This window comes from Senegalia massiliensis, assembly GCF_009911265.1.
Classification (GTDB): domain Bacteria; phylum Bacillota; class Clostridia; order Tissierellales; family SIT17; genus Anaeromonas; species Anaeromonas massiliensis_A.
In genome coordinates, this window is the sequence record NZ_QXXA01000001.1 from 131768 (window position 1) to 150427 (window position 18660).

19 protein-coding genes and 1 other RNA gene are annotated in these 18660 nt (G+C 27.7%); 17 read left to right on the top strand and 3 right to left on the bottom strand.

Features of this window, described 5'->3' with window-relative positions; all coding sequences use genetic code 11:
* Positions 1–3 precede the first annotated feature (3 nt).
* The 8 genes from gpmI (at position 4) to ssrA (ending at position 9565) form a co-directional block, all read left to right on the top strand.
* Entirely contained in the window at positions 4–1539 is a 1536-nt protein-coding gene (gene gpmI, locus D3Z33_RS00625; RefSeq protein WP_160195865.1) for a 2,3-bisphosphoglycerate-independent phosphoglycerate mutase, read from the top strand.
* Positions 1540–1566: 27 nt separating this feature from the next.
* Positions 1567–2856: a phosphopyruvate hydratase gene (eno, locus tag D3Z33_RS00630; RefSeq protein ID WP_160195866.1), complete on the top strand. Its 1290-nt coding sequence runs from the start codon at positions 1567–1569 to the stop codon at positions 2854–2856.
* 149 nt (positions 2857–3005) lie between these two features.
* Complete coding sequence (gene secG, locus D3Z33_RS00635; RefSeq protein ID WP_130807515.1) at positions 3006–3245, top strand: preprotein translocase subunit SecG; 240 nt, start codon at positions 3006–3008, stop codon at positions 3243–3245.
* Between the two features lie 39 nt (positions 3246–3284).
* Positions 3285–5294, top strand: a complete 2010-nt coding sequence (locus tag D3Z33_RS00640; RefSeq protein WP_160195867.1) for a sodium-translocating pyrophosphatase — start codon at positions 3285–3287, stop codon at positions 5292–5294.
* A gap of 132 nt (positions 5295–5426) precedes the next feature.
* The gene (rnr, locus tag D3Z33_RS00645) at positions 5427–7553 is read left to right on the top strand and encodes a ribonuclease R (protein ID WP_160195868.1); all 2127 of its coding nucleotides are present in this window, start codon (positions 5427–5429) and stop codon (positions 7551–7553) included.
* A gap of 72 nt (positions 7554–7625) precedes the next feature.
* Positions 7626–8693, top strand: coding sequence for a UvrB/UvrC motif-containing protein (locus tag D3Z33_RS00650; protein WP_160195869.1), 1068 nt, complete (start codon positions 7626–7628; stop codon positions 8691–8693).
* Between the two features lie 65 nt (positions 8694–8758).
* Positions 8759–9223, top strand: a complete 465-nt coding sequence (gene smpB, locus D3Z33_RS00655; protein WP_160195870.1) for an SsrA-binding protein SmpB — start codon at positions 8759–8761, stop codon at positions 9221–9223.
* A 13-nt stretch (positions 9224–9236) separates the two neighbouring features.
* Positions 9237–9565: a transfer-messenger RNA gene (ssrA, locus tag D3Z33_RS00660) on the top strand.
* Between the two features lie 326 nt (positions 9566–9891).
* Here the strand turns inward: ssrA and D3Z33_RS00665 are convergent.
* From D3Z33_RS00665 to D3Z33_RS00675, 3 genes are read right to left on the bottom strand one after another with little or no spacing between them, the layout of a single operon-like run.
* A complete protein-coding gene (locus D3Z33_RS00665; RefSeq protein WP_160195871.1) occupies positions 9892–10188 on the bottom strand; it encodes a hypothetical protein in 297 nt (98 codons plus the stop codon).
* Positions 10189–10191: 3 nt separating this feature from the next.
* The gene (locus D3Z33_RS00670; protein ID WP_160195872.1) at positions 10192–10386 is read right to left on the bottom strand and encodes a helix-turn-helix transcriptional regulator; all 195 of its coding nucleotides are present in this window, start codon (positions 10384–10386) and stop codon (positions 10192–10194) included.
* Positions 10376–10591 carry a hypothetical protein gene (locus D3Z33_RS00675; RefSeq protein WP_160195873.1) on the bottom strand — a complete coding sequence of 72 codons (216 nt, stop codon included), beginning with the start codon at positions 10589–10591 and terminating at the stop codon, positions 10376–10378. Before D3Z33_RS00675 ends, D3Z33_RS00670 begins: the two co-directional genes overlap by 11 nt.
* Before the next feature lie 427 nt (positions 10592–11018).
* Between D3Z33_RS00675 and D3Z33_RS00680 the strand changes: the two genes are divergently transcribed.
* The 9 genes from D3Z33_RS00680 to D3Z33_RS00720 all read left to right on the top strand — a co-directional run bounded on the left by D3Z33_RS00680 (position 11019) and on the right by D3Z33_RS00720 (position 18644).
* A complete protein-coding gene (locus D3Z33_RS00680; RefSeq protein WP_160195874.1) occupies positions 11019–11159 on the top strand; it encodes a hypothetical protein in 141 nt (46 codons plus the stop codon).
* A gap of 235 nt (positions 11160–11394) precedes the next feature.
* A complete protein-coding gene (locus D3Z33_RS00685; protein WP_160195875.1) occupies positions 11395–12165 on the top strand; it encodes a membrane lipoprotein lipid attachment site-containing protein in 771 nt (256 codons plus the stop codon).
* A 250-nt stretch (positions 12166–12415) separates the two neighbouring features.
* Positions 12416–12565, top strand: a complete 150-nt coding sequence (locus D3Z33_RS00690; protein ID WP_160195876.1) for a hypothetical protein — start codon at positions 12416–12418, stop codon at positions 12563–12565.
* 79 nt (positions 12566–12644) lie between these two features.
* The gene (locus tag D3Z33_RS00695) at positions 12645–13628 is read left to right on the top strand and encodes an aromatic acid exporter family protein (RefSeq protein ID WP_160195877.1); all 984 of its coding nucleotides are present in this window, start codon (positions 12645–12647) and stop codon (positions 13626–13628) included.
* A gap of 155 nt (positions 13629–13783) precedes the next feature.
* Positions 13784–14161 (top strand): hypothetical protein, encoded by a 378-nt coding sequence (locus D3Z33_RS00700; protein ID WP_160195878.1) that lies wholly within the window; start codon positions 13784–13786, stop codon positions 14159–14161.
* A gap of 371 nt (positions 14162–14532) precedes the next feature.
* Entirely contained in the window at positions 14533–14925 is a 393-nt protein-coding gene (locus tag D3Z33_RS00705) for a hypothetical protein (RefSeq protein ID WP_160195879.1), read from the top strand.
* A gap of 562 nt (positions 14926–15487) precedes the next feature.
* Positions 15488–15733 carry a (2Fe-2S) ferredoxin domain-containing protein gene (locus tag D3Z33_RS00710; protein ID WP_160195880.1) on the top strand — a complete coding sequence of 82 codons (246 nt, stop codon included), beginning with the start codon at positions 15488–15490 and terminating at the stop codon, positions 15731–15733.
* A 2-nt stretch (positions 15734–15735) separates the two neighbouring features.
* Entirely contained in the window at positions 15736–17472 is a 1737-nt protein-coding gene (locus tag D3Z33_RS00715; protein WP_160195881.1) for a [Fe-Fe] hydrogenase large subunit C-terminal domain-containing protein, read from the top strand.
* Positions 17472–18644, top strand: a complete 1173-nt coding sequence (locus D3Z33_RS00720) for a SpoIIE family protein phosphatase (protein ID WP_160195882.1) — start codon at positions 17472–17474, stop codon at positions 18642–18644. Before D3Z33_RS00715 ends, D3Z33_RS00720 begins: the two co-directional genes overlap by 1 nt.
* Positions 18645–18660 lie beyond the last annotated feature (16 nt).

Genomic DNA, 18660 nt, shown 5'->3' on the forward strand with positions numbered 1-18660 from the left:
ACAATGAAAGAAAAATTAGCAGCAATAGTTATATTAGATGGTTGGGGACTTGGTAATAAATATGAAGGAAATGCAACTTTTCTAGCAAACACCCCTAATTTTGATAGATTGAAAAAATCTAATCCATATACTGAATTAATAGCTAGTGGTGAGTCAGTAGGTCTACCTGAAGGACAAATGGGCAATTCAGAAGTAGGTCATTTGAATATAGGAGCAGGAAGAATTATTTACCAAGAGTTTACAAGGATAAATAAATCCATTAACGATGGAGATTTTTTTGATAAAGAAGAATTTAATGAAGCTATAGATCATGCTAAAGGAAATAATAGAAATCTTCATTTGTTTGGTTTATTTTCTCATGGTGGAGTTCATAGTCATAGTTCTCATTTATATGCTTTATTAGAGTTAGCGGCAAAGAAAAACTTTAAAGATGTTTATATTCATGCATTTCTAGATGGTAGAGATGTACCACCTAAAAGTGGATTGTCAGATATAAAGGAACTAGAAGAAAAGATTAAGGAAATTGGAGTAGGTAAAATTGCTACAATTTCAGGACGTTATTATGCAATGGATAGAGATAAAAGATGGGATAGAACAGAAAAAGCATATAATGCAATTGTTTTAGGTAAAGGATTAGAAGCGGATAGTGCAGAATCTGCAATACAAAATTCATATGATGAAGATGTTACTGATGAATTTGTAGTTCCTACTGTTATAAAAGAAAATGATAAGCCAGTTGTTACAGTAGAAAGTGGAGATTCAATTATTTTCTTTAACTTTAGACCTGATAGAGCAAGACAATTAACTAGAGCATTTGTTGATGAAGAATTTGAAGGTTTCAATAGAGAAGAAAAAGTAGATACTGAATATATAACAATGACTCAATATGATAAAACAATAGAAAATGTAAAAGTTGCTTTTAAACCACAACAATATAAAAATACATTAGGTGAATATATAAGTAGTTTAGGAAAAAAACAACTTAGAATAACAGAGACTGAGAAATATGCACATGTTACATTTTTCTTTAATGGAGGAGTAGAGCAGCCGAATATTGATGAAGATAGAGTTTTAATTCCTTCTCCAAAGGTATCAACATATGACCTTCAACCTGAAATGAGTGCAGAACAAGTAAAAGATAAAGCTATTGAAAATTTAAATAAAAATAATTATAGTCTTATGGTATTAAACTTTGCAAATCCTGACATGGTAGGTCATACTGGTGATATTGATGCAGCGGTAAAAGCAGTTGAAACTGTTGATAAATATTTAGGAGAAGTAGTGGATGAATTAGAGAAGTTAGGAGCAAGTGTTCTTATAACTGCAGATCATGGGAATGCAGAGCAAATGAGAGATGAAGAGACTGGAGCAGTATTAACAGCACATACTACAAATAAAGTACCATGTATAGTACTTGGTGAAGGTGATGTAAAATTAAGAGAAGGTGGAATATTAGCAGATATATCACCTACAATATTAGATATGTTAAGTGTAGATAAGCCTAATGAAATGACAGGTAAATCTTTGATCTTAAAATAAATAACAAATTTAAGGAGGAAATACAATATGGATATGATAGTAGATATTAATGCAAGAGAAATATTAGATTCAAGAGGTAATCCAACAGTTGAAGTTGAGGTAGCAACTGAAAGTGGAGCATATGGAAGAGCGGCAGTTCCATCTGGAGCATCTACTGGTGCATTTGAAGCAGTAGAATTAAGAGATGGAGATAAAGACAGATACTTAGGAAAAGGTGTTATAAAAGCTGTTGAAAATGTAAATGAATTAATTGCTCCAGAACTTATAGGATTTGATATAACAGATCAAGTTGGAGTAGACATGACAATGATCGATTTAGATGGAACAGATAATAAAGGTAAACTAGGTGCTAATGCAATTCTAGGAGTATCAATGGCAGTAGCAAGAGCCGCAGCAGATTCATTAGGACTTGAATTATTCCAATACTTAGGTGGTGTAAATGGAAAAACATTACCAGTTCCTATGATGAATATTTTAAATGGCGGAGAACATGCTGATAATAATGTGGATATTCAAGAGTTTATGGTAATGCCAGTAGGTGCTAAATCATTCAAAGAAGGACTTAGAATGGGAGCAGAAATATTCCATAGTCTTAAAGCAGTATTAAAATCAAAAGGTCTTAACACTTCAGTAGGTGATGAAGGTGGATTTGCTCCAAACTTATCATCAAATGAAGAAGCTTTATCAACTATAGTAGAAGCTATAGAAAAAGCAGGGTATAAACCTTATGATGAAGTGAGATTAGCTCTCGATGTAGCTGCAACTGAGATATATGATAAAGAAAAGAAAGTATACACTTTAGCAGCAGAAGGAAAGACATTGACTTCTCAAGAAATGATAGATTTTTACAATAATCTAATAGAAAAATATCCTATAATTTCAATTGAAGATGGATTATATGAAGAAGATTGGGATGGATGGAAGCTAATGACAGAAAAATTAGGTGGAAAAATACAAATAGTAGGTGATGACTTATTTGTAACTAATACTAATAGACTGTCTAAAGGAATAAAAGAAAATGCAGCTAATTCTATTCTTATTAAATTAAATCAAATAGGTACTATAACTGAGACTTTAGATGCTATAGAAATGGCAAAAAGAGCAGGATATACTGCTGTTATTTCTCATAGATCAGGAGAAACATCAGATAATACAATAGCTGATTTAGTAGTTGCTACTAATGCTGGTCAAATTAAAACAGGTGCACCTTCAAGATCAGATAGAGTTTCAAAATATAATCAATTATTAAGACTTGAAGATTATTTATCTGATACTTCAAAGTATGATGGAATAGATGCATTCTATAATTTAAAATAAAAAATGATAAAAACAATATAAAAAAGTTTCATAAATGATAAGGATAAAATTATCCTTATCATTTATGTGTTTATAATGATTATTTGATTGCTTTTATGGCAAAGCTATGTTAAAATAGGTTTGTTAATCGTATAATAGGAGGTGGGTTTATGAGTACAGCAGCAATTATTTTTACTGTATTATTAATCATAGCAAGTTTAGTACTAATTGCGAGTATTTTACTGCAATCAGGTAAGAGTGCAGGCTTATCAGGAAGTATTGCCGGTGGCGCAGAAAGTATCTGGGGAAAAAAACAAGGAAGAAGTTATGAAGCTATTCTTAGCAAATTAACTACAGTTTCTGCTGTAATATTTATTTTAGCAGCACTTGCATTAACAGCAGTACAATAAATAATAAGGAAAAGTTAAAGGACAAAGGAGGATATTAAATTGAATCTTATTTTTTTAGCACCAATAGTTGGTGTACTAGCCCTTATATTTGCTTTTTATAAATCAAATATAATAAACAAAGTAGATGTGGGCAATGACAGAATGAAGGAAATTTCTTCACATATTCATGAAGGAGCTATGGCTTTTTTATCTCGTGAATATAAATATTTAGTAATTTTTGTTGTAATTCTTTTTGTTGTTTTAGGAATTGGTATCGACTGGCCTACAGCTATATCTTTCATAGTTGGAGCGGTTTTTTCAGCATTAGCAGGATTTTTTGGTATGAAAGTAGCTACAAAAGCTAATGTAAGAACAGCAAATGCAGCAAAAGAAAAAGGGATGAATAAAGCTTTATCAGTAGCATTTTCTGGTGGGGCAGTAATGGGTATGAGTGTGGTAGGTTTAGGTCTACTTGGTATTGGCTCATTATATTATGTCTTTTCTAAAGATGCAGAAGGTTTAGCAGAAGCACAAAAAGCAGCTAGTTACATAACTGGCTTTGGTCTAGGAGCTTCATCTATAGCTTTATTTGGACGTGTAGGTGGAGGAATATATACAAAAGCGGCAGATGTTGGAGCTGACCTTGTTGGTAAAGTAGAAGCTGGAATACCAGAAGATGACCCTAGAAACCCTGCAGTTATAGCTGACAACGTAGGGGATAATGTAGGTGACGTTGCTGGTATGGGTGCTGACTTATTTGAATCATATGTTGGTTCAATTATATCAGCTATAACACTTGGACTTGTAGCATATGCTGATAATTTTGATATGGCAATGAATGCAGCTATGTTCCCATTATTATTAGCTGCAACAGGAATAATTGCTTCTATAATAGGAACATTCTTTGTAAGAGCAGGAGAAAATTCAGATCCACAAAAATCACTTAATATGGGTACTTTAGTGAGTGGAGTTCTAACAGTAATTGTTGCATTTTTCTTAAGTAAATCATTATTAGAAACATTAGATCCATTTTTTGCTATAGTAACAGGTTTATTAGTTGGTATTATAGTAGCTAAAATAACTGAATATTATACATCAACAGAGTACAATCCAGTTAAAAGAATTGCAGATGAGTCAGAAACTGGATCATCAACAAATATTATAAGTGGATTATCTGTAGGTATGCAATCTACAGCATTACCAATACTTGTTATATCTGGTGGGATTTTAATTGCATATAATGTAGCAGGATTATATGGAATTGCTCTTGCAGCAGTTGGGATGCTTTCTACTGCAGGAATGACTGTAGCAGTAGATGCATATGGTCCAATAGCAGATAATGCTGGTGGTATTGCTGAAATGTGTGAATTACCAAGTGGTGTTCGTGATATTACAGATAAGTTAGACTCTGTAGGAAATACTACGGCTGCAATAGGTAAAGGATTTGCAATAGGTTCAGCAGCACTTACATCTCTTGCATTATTTGCATCTTATACAAAAGCAGTAAACTTAGATTCAATTAATCTTACTGAACCAACAGTTATAGTAGGGCTTTTAATAGGAGGTATGCTTCCTTTCTTATTCTCAGCTATAACTATGAAAGCAGTAGGAAAAGCTGCATTTAGTATGATAGAAGAAGTTAGAAGACAATTTAAAACTATACCTGGACTTATGGAAGGTAAAGCGAAACCTGAGTATAAAAAGTGTGTTGATATAAGTACAACAGCAGCACTTAAAGAAATGATTATACCAGGACTTTTAGCAGTACTTGCACCTTTAGTAACAGGTCTTGTATTAGGAGTTGAAGCATTAGGTGGTTTACTTGCAGGAGCATTAGCAACAGGAGTTCTTATGGCTATATTTATGGCTAATGCAGGTGGAGCATGGGATAATGCTAAGAAATATATTGAAGAAGGAAATCATGGTGGAAAAGGTAGTGAAGCTCATAAAGCAGCAGTTGTAGGAGATACAGTAGGAGATCCATTTAAAGATACATCAGGACCTTCAATCAATATCCTTATAAAGTTAATGACTATTGTTGCATTAGTATTCGCACCATTATTCATATAAAAGTTTAAATAAGAAAAGACAATCAATATTGATTGTCTTTTCTTATTTAATAGCTTAATTTACATAATTATAAATAAAAATTAATGATAAGGGTAAATATATAAGTAAACAGAGTATAATGGAGGTAAAATTATGAACATAAAAAATAAAATATTGAGATTTATGAAAGAACAAGCATATAAGCCTGTAAAGAAGGAAGAACTAGCAAATATATTTGATATTGAAAAGGATCAACTAAAAGAATTTTATAGCATATTAGATGAAATGGAAAAAGAGTGTTCTATTGTTAAAACACGAGAAGAAACATATGGAGTTCCTGAAAAATTAGGACTTAGGTTTGGAAAAATACAAGGAAATTCTAGAGGGTTTGGCTTTTTAATACCAGATGATGTTGAAAGTAGAGATGTATTTTTATCTCCTAACAATTTAAATGGAGCATTACATAATGATAGAGTTTTAGTAAGACTTTATAAAAAGGGAGATGAAGACAAAAGACCAGAAGGTGAAGTAATAAGAATAGTTGAAAGAGGAAACAAAAATATAGTAGGTATCTTTCAAAAAAGCAAAAATTTTGGATTTGTAGTTCCAGATGATGAAAAAATAAGTGTTGATGTATTTATACCTAAATCAGAATTTCAAGGTGCAAAAGATGATGATAAAGTAGTAGTAGAAATAACTAAATGGCCAGAGAAAAGAAGAAATCCAGAAGGAAAAGTAATTGAAGTTCTAGGAAATGTTAATGATGTAGGTACAGACATATTATCTATTGAAAGAAAATATAATCTATCAGAAACGTTCCCTGAAGAAGTTATGTTAGATGCTGAAAGTATTTCAGAAACAATTCCAGAAAGAGAAATAAGTAGAAGATTAGATTTAAGAGATAAAAAGATATTTACAATAGATGGAATAGATGCAAAAGACTTAGATGATGGAATATCTGTTGAAAAATTAGAAAATGGAGATTATATTTTAGGGGTTCACATAGCTGATGTAACACATTATGTTCATGAAAGTTCAACAATAGATAAAGAAGCATATAAAAGAGGTACTAGTGTATATTTAGTGGATAGAGTCATACCTATGTTACCTAGAAAACTATCTAATGGTATGTGTAGTTTAAATCCAAAAGTTGATCGTTTAACATTAAGTGTATTTATGACCATAGATAAAAATGGTAAAGTAAAAGACCAGAATATAAAAGAAACAGTTATAAATAGTAAAGCAAGATTAAATTATAAAGATGTATCTGATATATTAGAAAATAATGACGAAGAATTAATGAAAAAGTATAATGAATTTATAGATGAATTTAAACTAATGGAAGAATTAAGTAAGATTCTAAGGAGAAAAAGAGAACAAAGAGGAAGTATAGATTTTGACTTTGATGAAGCTAAAATAATTCTAGATACAGAAGGAGATCCAGTAGAAATCAAGAAATATGAAAGAAGGATTTCTAATAGAATAATAGAAGAATTTATGCTAGCAGCAAATGAAACTATAGCAGAATATATGTATTGGACTCAAACTCCTTTCTTATATAGAATACATGAGGATCCTGATGAAGATAGAATAGAAGACTTTAAAAAGTTTATATATAATTTTGGCTATAAACTTAAAGGTAATGATGAAGATATTCATCCAAAACAATTACAAGATTTACTTGAAAAAATAGAAGGGAAAAAAGAAGAAACAGTTATTAATACTATTATGCTTAGATCTCTAAAAAAAGCTGAGTATTCTCATGAAAGAAAAACTCACTTTGGATTAGCTGCTAAGTATTATACCCACTTTACTTCACCTATAAGAAGATATCCAGACTTAACTATTCATAGAATAATTAAATGGTTTATAAATAATGAAATAGATGAAAAGAAAAAAACAAAATTAGAAAAGAAATTACCAAAGATAGCAGAACATTGTTCTTCTACAGAAAGAATAGCTGATGAAGCAGAGAGAGAAACAGATGAACTTAAGATGGTAGAGTACATGTCCAAGAGAATTGGTGAAGAATATGAAGGACTTATATCAGGTGTTACTTCATTTGGTTTATTTGTAGAATTAGATAATACTATAGAAGGTTTAGTTCATGTAAGCACACTTACTGATGGATACTATCATTATGATGAAAAGAATTATTCCTTAGTTGAAGAAAGAACAAAGAAAACTTATAGAATAGGAGATATTGTAAAAATAAGAGTAGTAAATACTAATATTGCAAAGAGGGAAATAGATTTTTTATTAGTTGAAGACAAAGAATAAACATACAAATAAAGGGGGAAATATATCATGTATCTGATATAATAGTATTATAAATTTTAAAGGGTGTATGATATGAGTATAAATTTAAAAAAGCTTCCAGAACTACCTGGAGTCTATATTTTTAAAGATAAATATAAAAATATAATATATATAGGAAAATCAAAATGTCTTAAAAAAAGAATAAAACAGTATTTTTATAAATCTAAAAATGATTCTAGGAAAATTGAGAATTTAAAATTCAATATACATGACTTAGATTATATTGTAACAGATACAGAGCTTGAAGCATTGATACTTGAAAGTAAAATGATAAAAAAACATAAGCCTAAATATAATAGTTTACTTAAAGATTTTAAATCTTATCCCTATATAAAAATAACTAATGAAGAGTTTCCAATTATTAAAACATGCTATAAAATAAAAGATGATAATGCATTATATTTTGGACCATATAATAGAAAAAATTTAGTGTATGGAGTAGTAGAATATATAAATGAATTGTTTCCTATTAGGAAATGTGGAAACAATAAAAAAAAGAAGCCTTGCCTATATTATCATTTGGGCAAATGTCTATGTCCTTACAGTAAACAAAGGGATGTAAAAGCTGAGTATGAACATATGATAAATAAAATAATAAATATTTTAAATGGAGATGGAAAATATTTATTAAAAAAATTAGAAGAAAAAATGAAATATTATTCTAAGAATCTTAATTTTGAAAAAGCAGCTAATTATAGAGACAAACTATCTAAATTTAGAACTTTAATATATAATCAAAAAATAATTTCAAAAGCTTTATCTCAAAGAGAAATAATTATAATAGAAAGAGATATAAAAACTAACAAGAAAATATATTTTATAAGAGGTGGAAGAATACTCCATACATTTAGTATATCAAGTATAAATGAAAATGTTTATGGAGATATAAGAAAGTTTTTATATCCTTTAATCAATAAACAAAAATCATATCAAGAAATATTACTTCAAGAACAAATAGATGAAGCACAGATAATTGAAACTTGGGTAAATAATAATGATGTAAAGTATGTAGATGTTGAAGAAAGTATGGATATAAATACATTAACAAATAAAATTTATACTGTACTTTCCATTCTAGATAAAGAGAAGAATGTTGTGTAGATTTGACAAAATAGCGTATTGATGGTATTATATTAAATGGACAATAAAGTTCAGTGGGTGATTATATGGCAAAAGAAAGCATTAAAATTGTATCAAAAAATAGAAAAGCAAGACATGAATATTTTATTGAAGAAGTGTATGAAGCAGGTATTGCTTTATCTGGTACAGAAGTAAAATCAATACGTAAAGGTAAAGTAAACATAAAAGAAAGCTATGCTTCTATTGATAATGGAGAAGCTTATATTAATGGTATGCATATAAGCCCATATGAACAAGGAAATATTTATAATAAAGATCCATTAAGAAAAAGAAAACTTCTTTTGCATAAAGGAGAAATTCGCAAACTTATTGGATATACTTCTCAGCAAGGCTATTCACTTATACCTTTAAGTATTTATTTTAAGAATGGTTTAGTGAAACTTGAAATAGCAATAGCTAAAGGTAAAAAGTTATATGATAAAAGACATGATATAGCTAAAAAAGATGCTAAGAGAAGAATGGAAAAATATATGAGTCCAAAGAATTATTAATATATGGGGGCGACCTGGCTTCGACGGGGGTACGGAGTATGGAGTAGCCGGAGGTTGTCGCCAAACAACCTAAAAAGTGGCAACTTAAATTAAACGCAGACGAAAATTACGCATTAGCTGCCTAATAAAGGTAGCTCACTTACTCTAATAGTCCCGCCTATTAGAGATTAAGTGTCATTATAAGCGGGGCCCTGCTTAAGGGATTCTTTGACCTTAAGTTAGTATAATTAGAGATAGTTCATCATTTAGCCTGTTGCTTGGCGATTTGATGGATGAAATTAAAGAAGCAACTGTTTCGGGAGAAACTCCATATGAAGTACCTTCGGACGTGGGTTCGATTCAGAAAGAGTCGCCTGCTAAAGTGATTTAGCAGTGAAAATCTGGCTTTATCGGTGAAGGCTAAGGAAAATCTAAGCTAATACCGAGGAGTATGTAGAGAAATCTAACAGCCCTGTATCGACTTATAGGCTACTAAGTCAATTAGATATGTAGCACTAGGATAGAAGTAGTGATTAGAAACAATCAAATAATAGCTTCTATAATACGCCAGAGAGGTTTATAAAATTAAACTTCAAGATATAGTCAGTGCCTTTAGGAAACTATAGGATAAAACGTCCCACCGCCTCCACCATAACATAAAGCCTTGATTTCGATTGAAATCAAGGCTTTTATAATGCCATGAATTCTTTATAAAATTGTTCTTTTCTTTTTCTCAATTCATCATTGTATTTTCCATTTCTAGGAGTAATCTTCTTGTATTTTTGTAATATTAATTTTGCTCTGGATTTTTTTCTATCTATAACTAAATAAGGTTCAATCTCTTTAAGTAAAATTAAAGAATCGTTGTAAATTACTCTGTAAGTAAATGAATCTTTATGTTTTTCTTTATTATAATTTTTCTTTGATATTATTCTTCCCATTTTGGTTACTATGGAATCTAGTAAGGATAATACTTCCTTCTGCATCAATTATTCCTCAAATATAAATAATTCTTCTACTGTAGTATTAAGTAATCTAGCAAGTTTTATTGCTAATTCTAATGATGGATCATATTTATTATTTTCAATAGCATTAATTGTTTGTCTTGTTACACCTACGGATTTTGCTACATCTTCTTGTCTAAATTTAAGTTCTTTTCTTAGTTTTTTTATATTATTCTTCATCTTTGCCAAGCTTCCATTTCAAATAAGTTTGAAGTCCTAAAAAAATAAGATTTTGGCTTATAAGTAGTATAAATGGGATACTAATTTCTCTAGTATTTATAAAGTTAACAATTGACCAAATAAATAAAAATATAATTGTATACAACCACGCCCATTTTATAGATATTAGACTAATCTGCATTTCCATTTCATCCATTTTTCTCATGATAAAAATACCTCCTTAATAGTTTTAAAAAGTAAAAGGTTTTTTACATATTTATCTTAACATTATTATAGGTATATGTCAAATAAGTTTTACATTATTAAAATATAATAATAGAAATTAAAGATAAGAATGGTTATATTATGTCTAAGGTAGCAAGTATGGAGAGGTTATCTAAGAACAAATTAACTGATTTAATTAGTGATTGTATTGAAGAAACTACTATTCTTTTTACTAATGTCTGGAATACATATAAATAGTTGTAATAGAAGATTCTCCATCAATTATTTATCCACATAGTGCAATAATCTAATATTATTATAGTTAAATTTTTTAATATATGGTATAATATAATTCAACAAAATATTCTAAATATTCAACCGATGTTTATACTAATCTAAAAGTGGATATCATAAACATTTATCATGTTGTGATAATTGATGAGGCTGTTGATAAAATTTCTAAGTGTATAGAGATGCAGAATAATGTTACTAAAAGAGTAATAGTTAGAGAAGAAGCTCTCGCTGATAACTTAATTGAGTTAGAATTTGAGGAATTTTGTACTGTTTAATATATATTATTTACCATTAATTTTAAACTAGAGAGAAATTTAGACAATTATATAGTTATTATAGGCTAAATTTTAAAAAAGTATTTTAATTATTATTAATATCATAATTTTATTTTTAATATAATGATGAATCATAAAGTTTTAATAATAGTAGATTTTAGTATTAGTTACTGAAAGCCCTACCATAAGTAAAAGTTCCAAGAAAATAAGAATTATATAAAAGGATGTTTTAAGAATGAAAAAAATTTTATTAATAGCTATAACTGTTTTAATATTAACTGGCTGTTCAAGAGAGAACTCTCAAGAAGGCATAATAGCAACTTTTGATGGATACACCATTACAGAAAAAGATATTGAAAAAGAGATAATATCAAGAAAAATCACAGACTTGATGACAAAAAAATTAAATGATTTAAATTCTATGCCAGAAAAAAATATTAGAGACTTTTATTTAAACTCTTTTAATGTTGAAGGAAAAGATTTAACAGAATATCAGGAACAGTTTATTAGATATCATGAAAGACAATTTAACTATGATATTACAAAAAATGAAGCTTTCAATATAGTATTAAGAGACAAAATATTATATAAGACAGCAATTAAAAAGGGATATAAAAAAACCTCAGAAAAAGAAGCATTAAAAATGATAAGAAAAGCCAACGAAACCAGTGAAAAGTTTATTGGAGAAGATAATGATAAACTTATAGAGGAATTTTCAGCCTATGAAGATGAAGTAGTAAAGGATTATGGATATGAGTCTTATGATGAATATGAAAAAAGTAGATTAGATAAATTATCTGAACTAATTACTATAAATAATATGGAGAAAGAATTTATAAATGAAATAAGGTCAAATCCGGAACTTACAGACGAACAAAAATGGATATATCCTGTAACCAGTTGGGAGAACTATACTGAACACTTAATAAAGGATGAAAATATAAATATAGTAAATAAAAACTATAGTATAGAATATTATGGGGGTTTATGGACAGGAGATTTTTAATAATATAAGTTTATTAGGAGGAATGAAAGACTAATTTGATTTAGAAATAAAAAGATTAATAGAAGAATACAAAAATTACGGTATGGATGAATATACTATAGACGATCTTATAGAAGATGAGCCTAAAAATTGCCCTCTGCAAAAAGCAGAGGGTTAATTAATTATAAATATAAAGTATAATATAAGTAGGAGTAAAAAGGAGGTTAAGGCTTTGAAATAGAATATAGGTATAGAGCCTCCAGACAATATTATGGTTATAGCTCCTAGAAATACCAAATCTGAAGACATATTAAGGATAGTGAAATCAAAAGCTAAGTTTAATATAGAAACTAATACAAAAGAACAAGAAAAATTTAAAATTGCTATGGGAAATTGGTATAGAATTATGGTATCAGAATGAATTTATAAACATTTGAAACTTTTGATTTAAATAAAAATAAATGGATAATATATATACGTTAAAGAAAGGATGAATATATATGAAAAACTTATTATATAAAGCAGCAAAGATAGCCATCGGTGTTATATTATCTATTTTTATAGCAAATATTATTGGTTTAAAATATGCTGCAACAGCAGGAGTAATATGTATGCTTAGTATTTTGGATACAAGAACTCAGACTTATATTGTAGGGATTAAAAGACTTATGACATCATTAATAGCAATAGTCTTAGCTACTATTCTATTTAGAGTAGGTGGACATAATCTACTTGTGTTAGGTGTGTTTTTAATGATATTTATACCTATACTAACTATTTTAAAAAGTACAGAGGGAATGGCAGTTAGTACAGTTTTAGTAACTCATATTTACGATATTAATACATTGAGTTGGGATATCATGACCAATGAAATCGGAATATTACTAATTGGAATTTTAGTAGCATGGGCTATGAATATTCATATGCCTAATAGGGAAAAGGAAATAAGAAATAAACAATTTGAAGTAGAAAGTCTAATAAGGACTGTGCTATATAATATGAAATTAGAATTATTAAATCAATGTTCAATAGAATTACAAGATGATAGTTTGAAAAGTCTAGATGAAACTTTAGCAGAAGGTATGGACTATGCTATTAATTTTAATAATGACTTCTTATTAAAAGATAATAGTTATTTCATCAAATACTTTAATATGAGAAGACAACAGTATCAGATTCTGGTAAATATGCAGAAAAATATTAAGGAAGAGTTTATAACTGTTGAAAAGGCAAAACCATTAAGTGATTTTACTGAAAGGCTATCTAAAGAGCTAGATGAATGTAATACAGGGGAGGATCTCTTAAAACGAGCAGATAAACTAAAGGATTATTATGAGAATAGTCAACTGCCTATAACGAGAAAAGAATTTGAAAATAGAGCTATTTTATATCAATATTTCAATGACTTAATATATTTTACTGAAGTTAAATTGAATTTCATGAGAAAGTATGGGGAAATAAAGTATTGTAATTCAAGAGAATAATAGGTTAATGATAAGTATAGATGCAGAAAACCGTATAATATATTATTATAGTTATATTTGCTAATATATGGTATAATATAACACAACAAAATATTCTAAATATTCCACCATTATTATGTGATACGATTTTAAAAATATAAGGGCGAGGGAGTACTATGAAAAAATATAGAAAAGTAATTATATTTGGGGTTGCTGAAATATTATACTTTATAATAATAGGTAAGAATGATATACAATTTACATTTATTCTATGGGCTATTCTATCTATATTTATGCTTATGCCTTATCTAAAAGATGGAAAAAAAGTAAGTTTAGGAGATGGGGGATTAGTAGGTAGAACAACAGTTAATTCTAATTCTTACATAGATAGAATGTATGGAAAGAAAATGGGAGAATCAGTTGCTGAAAAAGAGGATAAGAAAGCAGATAATCAAAGCAGAGCAAATGAAAGCACATCTTTTGTGGAATATATTTGGTACGGATATATTTTATTTAATGGCATAGGGTTTGTTATAGTAAAATTTTTGTTATAATATTTTATATAATATAGTCAGATATCATATAAAAATAAAACATTAATAAAAACCCAAAAGAAATACTATATTAATCTATAGTATTTCTTTTGGGTTTTGTTTAGAATTAGATTTGAAATGAATTATAGATTTTTATAAATGTCATGTTATCTTAATCTTAATAAAAAATGAATGAAAAGAGATAAATTTATATAAAAAAAGATAATTATTTAGTAATATGATAAAATGATTATAGTGACTTTACAGATTATTTCATATATTTATTGCTTCATTTATTTTTTCAAACAGAATAATTTTTATATGTGAAGCATGCTTTAGAAATTAAAAAAATATATACTAAAATAAAGATATTAACTTTGGAGGTACATAAATTGAAAAAGAATATAAGTTTCGTATTTACGAGAATTCTTTATATACTATTTGGAATTTACACTTCCATAGTATTATTCATTGTTTATAAAGATATAGATAGTAGTTTTACTTTTAAATTTGTAGTAGGGTATGCTTTTTTTGCCTTTTTTATGATTATATATGTACCTTTCATTACTTTTTATAATTTAAGAAAATTTAAATGGACTGAAATAAAAAAACGGTTAATTAGATTTATTTCTTTCTTTATTTTATTTGGTACTATTAATTATGGGTTTTCTTATTTATTCAGATCTTCAGACATTAACTTTTATAATATATTTTTTACTGCTCTAGGTTTATCTTTTGGTATATCATTTATTGATATAACCTTTTTAAGAAATAAGAAAAGCTAAATAGCTTCTGATTTATTTATAAGTTACAATGTATAAATAAATTATAGATATTAGAAAGGATGATTTGGAATAAAAACTAATAGAGTTAGTCCTATACTATACATAACTGCTGGAATAATAACTTTTATACCTGTTTTTATAGTTTTAGTTACAGATATTTATTTAAATTCAATTTTAACAAAAGTAATTATTTGCACAGCATTTATTTTACTTATAGCAGGAAAAATAGTAACTATAATTAAAAATAATAAGAAAGATAAAAGAACTTCAAAGGATATAGGTGTAGTTATAGGATATTTGATTGCATTATTATTATGGATTCTAAAATAAAATATGAATTTATTATTCCAGTTATAGCAAAGTATATTTTTAATGATATGCTTTGCTATATTTTTATATCGTATTGATTTTTAAAACCACAAATGATTGTTAAATAAATTACAAAACCTTAACAAGAACATTTATAATTCATATTGACAAAAAAATCACAATAAACTATACTTTAATCATAGAATATAAAGAAGCATTATATAGCTTTAAAATATTTTAAGGGGTGGATTATATGAAAACTATAGAGGTTTGTATTGGAAGTGCATGTCATTTAAAGGGAGCTTACAATATAGTTAATGGATTACAAAAATTAGTTGACGAAAGAAATTTAAAAGACGAAATTATTGTAAAAGCAGCTTTTTGTTTAGGAGAATGTACAAAAGCAGTTTCTACTAGGATAGATAATGGTCCAGTTATTTCAGTTGATGATAAAAATATAGAAGAATATTTTGAGAGAAATGTTTTAGGGAGGAAGTAAAAATGAATTTTCTTAATTTCTCTAAAGCAAATTGTAAAAATTGTTATAAATGCTTGAGATATTGTCCAGTTAAAGCTATACAAATAAAAAATGAACAGGCTACAATTATAGAAGAAAGATGTATAGGTTGTGGTCAATGTATGAGAATATGTCCTCAAGATGCAAGGAAGGTAAAAAGTGATATTAAAAATGTTAAAAGAGTATTAAATGCTAATAGAAAAGTTGTAGTAAGTATTGCCCCATCTTTTAGTGCTGCTTTTGATGTTGATAATCCTTTAAAAATTATAAGAGGACTTGAATTATTAGGTTTTAATAATATTGAAGAAACAGCAATAGGAGCTCAAATTGTAACTGAATTATATAGAGATTTTATAAAAGAAAATAATCTTAAAAATATAATAACAACTAGTTGCCCATCATCATGTTATTTAATTGAAAAATACTTTCCAAGTCTTATTGATTATACTATTCCTGTAGTATCTCCCATGCTTGCTCATGGGAAGTTAATAAAGAAAAAATATGGTATGGATTCTTTTGTAGTTTTTATTGGTCCATGTACTGCAAAAAAAATAGAATCAGATAATTTTCAACATAAAGGTGTTATAGATGCCGTATTAAATTTTGAAGAAATATTAGAATGGTTTGAAGACGAAAAAATATATTTAAATAATTTAACTCCAAAAGAATTTGACAATAGTTCAGATATTAATAGTTTAAAATATCCATTAAAAGGTGGAGTAATAGGTAATTTATTACAAGGTGAATTTAAAGAAAAATATAGTCTTATAACAGTTGATGGAATTGAAGAATGTATGCAAGTGTTTGAATCATTGCAAAATAATACTTTGGAAAATGTAGTAGTTGAAGCACATGTTTGTACAGGGAGTTGCATAGGTGGAGCTGCTATGCCAAAGGAAGAAAATGACTTTTATAAGAAGAAACTACGTGTATCAAAATATATTTCAGATAAAAATTCAGCAATAGAAGACAATGCAGAAACAAATATAAAAAATGATTATGAAATAAAAGATTTTATTAAGAAAATGTATGATAGATCATACTTTAAAGAAGAAGTATCAGAAGAGAAAATAACAAAAGTATTAAATGAAATGGGCAAATATGCAAAAATAGATGAGTTAAATTGTGGTGCTTGTGGATATGACAGTTGTAGGAAAAAAGCTATTGCAATAATAGAAGGTATGGCAGAAAAAAATATGTGTCTTCCTTATATGAGAAGTAAAGCTGAGAGTTTAAAAAATATTATATTTGAAAATAGCCCTAATGCAATAATTTTAATGGATAATGAATTAAATATTATTGAGTTCAATCCATCTGCTGAAAAATTTTTTGGTGTTGAAAGTAGTAAAATAAAATTCAAGCCAATATCAAAATTATTAGATGATGAAATATTTTATAGAGTGAAAATGGATAAAAAAAATATATATAGACAAAAGGTATATTATGATAAATATAACAAAGTTGTGCTTCAAAATATACTTTATTTAGAAAAACAAAATGTTGTCTTATCTATAATGGTAGATGCAACAATGGAAGAATCAAACAAAAAAGAATTAAATAGAGTAAAAGAGCAAACAATTGATGCAGCTCAATCTGTAATAGAAAAACAAATGAGAGTAGCCCAAGAAATAGCAAGTTTATTAGGAGAAACTACAGCTGAAACTAAAGTTATTCTCACTAAATTAAAAAATATATCTAATGGAGAAATGGGGGAGCTTTGATGAGTTACTTCATTGATGTAGCATACGATAATTTAAATAAAAAAGATGAAGAATTATGTGGTGATAAAGTAGAAATAGTAAAAGGTGAAAAAAATATAATAATAGTTTTATCAGATGGTTTAGGAAGTGGAGTAAAGGCAAATATACTATCAACATTAACAAGTAAAATAGCTGTGACTATGCTTAAAGAAGGATCAAGTCTTATAGAAACAATTAAAACAATAAGTAATACTTTGCCAGTATGTAATGTTAGAAAACTTGCATATTCTACTTTTACTATAGTTAAAATTACAGAGGATGGGTTTGTATATATTGCAGAGTATGATAATCCTCCATATTTTTTTGTTAAAAATAAAAAAATTATCCATAATTCTAAAAGAGATATTATTATAGATAATAAAGTAATTAAAGAGAGTAAATTCAAATTAGAAAAAGATGATTTACTTACAATTGTATCAGATGGAGTGATACACGCTGGTGTAGGTAAAACTTTAAATTTAGGGTGGCAATGGGAAAATGTAGCTGATTATATTCAAAGTATGTCTAAAATTAAAAAAACTGCTAAAAGCATAAGCAAAGAACTTATATGTGTATGTGATAATTTATATGCTAATCGTCCAGGAGATGATACTACTGCTATTGCTATAAAGGTTAAAGATCCAGAATATATTTCTTTATTTACAGGGCCTCCTGAGAATAAAGATAATGATTCAAATACTGTTATAAAATTCATGCAATCGAAAGGTAAAAAAATTATATGCGGAGGAACTGCATCTAAGATTGTTGCTAGAGAAATAAAGTCTGACTTAAATGTAAAACTTGATACTATGTCAATAGATGTACCTCCAATTGCAGAAATAAAAGGAATAGATTTAGCTACTGAAGGTGTTCTTACATTAAGTAAAACTGTAGAGAAAATAAAAAGCTTTATAGATCCAAACAATAATGTAAATCAAAATAGACTATTTAATAATAAAGATGGAGCTTCAATGTTGGCAGATAATTTAATAAATAATTGTACGCATTTAAATTTATGGGTAGGAAAAGCAATAAATCCTGCTCATCAAAATCCTAATTTACCAATTGATCTAAGCATAAAATTAAAAGTTGTAGATGAATTAATAATGTTAATGAGAAAACTAGGCAAAAAAGTTAGTATAAATCATATTTAAATAAGGGGTGAAAAAA